Origin of the sequence: Lentibacter sp. XHP0401 (assembly GCF_025751535.1) — a bacterium.
In the GTDB taxonomy this organism is placed as follows: Bacteria; Pseudomonadota; Alphaproteobacteria; order Rhodobacterales; family Rhodobacteraceae; genus Lentibacter.
Genome location: NZ_JAOWLC010000026.1, coordinates 1 through 1,292 on the forward strand (window position 1 = coordinate 1; position 1,292 = coordinate 1,292).

Consider the following 1,292-nt stretch of genomic DNA (forward strand, 5'->3'; position numbering starts at 1 on the left):
AAAAGGGCCGCCCTGTCGGGCGGCCCTTTCTATTTCAACCGAGGCGGGGTCTCGGCAGCTTTCTTTCAGAAAGCGCCTGTCCCCACTCGGCAGAGCTTGCTTAGGCAAGCTCGCCGTTACTCGATGATCTTCGCAACAACGCCTGAACCGACTGTGCGGCCGCCTTCGCGGATCGCGAAGCGGAGGCCCGCTTCCATCGCGATCGGTGCGATCAGCTCGACGCCGAACTTCAGGTTGTCGCCCGGCATAACCATTTCCGTGCCTTCCGGCAGCTCGACTGTGCCCGTTACGTCCGTTGTGCGGAAGTAAAACTGTGGACGGTAGTTGCCGAAGAACGGCGTGTGACGGCCACCTTCGTCTTTGGTCAGAATGTAAACTTCTGCCTCGAACTTGGTGTGCGGGTTCACGGAACCTGGCTTGCAGAGAACCTGACCACGCTCAACGCCGTCACGGTCGATGCCGCGCAGAAGGACGCCAACGTTGTCACCGGCTTCACCACGATCCAGCAGTTTGCGGAACATCTCAACGCCTGTGCAGGTCGTTTTCTTGGTGTCGCGGATGCCCACGATTTCCATTTCGTCGCCCACGTTAACCGCGCCGCGCTCGATACGGCCGGTCACAACTGTGCCGCGGCCCGAGATCGAGAACACGTCTTCGATCGGCAGCAGGAAGGGCTCGTCAATCGCGCGTGGAGGCTGCGGGATGTACTCGTCAACAGCCGCCATAAGTTCGCGGATTTTGTTCTCGCCGATTTCAGGGTCACGGCCTTCCATCGCTGCAAGCGCCGAGCCTGCAATGATCGGAATATCGTCGCCCGGGTAATCGTAAGCGGACAGAAGCTCGCGGATTTCCATTTCAACAAGCTCGAGAAGCTCGGCATCGTCGACCTGGTCAACTTTGTTCATGAAAACAACCATGGCGGGAATGCCGACCTGACGACCAAGCAGAATGTGCTCGCGTGTCTGGGGCATGGGGCCATCGGCCGCGTTCACAACCAGAATCGCGCCGTCCATCTGCGCCGCACCGGTGATCATGTTTTTCACATAGTCAGCGTGGCCGGGGCAATCAACGTGCGCATAGTGGCGGTTCTCGGTCTCATACTCGACGTGTGCTGTCGAGATCGTGATCCCGCGTGCTTTCTCTTCGGGCGCACCATCAATCTGGTCATACGCTCTGAAATCACCAAAATATTTCGTGATCGCAGCTGTCAACGTCGTCTTGCCGTGGTCAACGTGACCAATCGTGCCGATGTTGCAGTGTGGTTTATTACGGCTGAACTTTTCCTTTGCCAT

The 1,292-nt window shown here is 58.0% G+C and carries 1 protein-coding gene; it reads right to left on the bottom strand.

Annotated features, from left to right (window positions below):
- Positions 1 to 116 precede the first annotated feature (116 nt).
- Positions 117 to 1,292: elongation factor Tu (gene tuf / locus OE750_RS18130; protein ID WP_263765710.1), on the bottom strand; the 1,176-nt coding region annotated here is incomplete at its 5' end.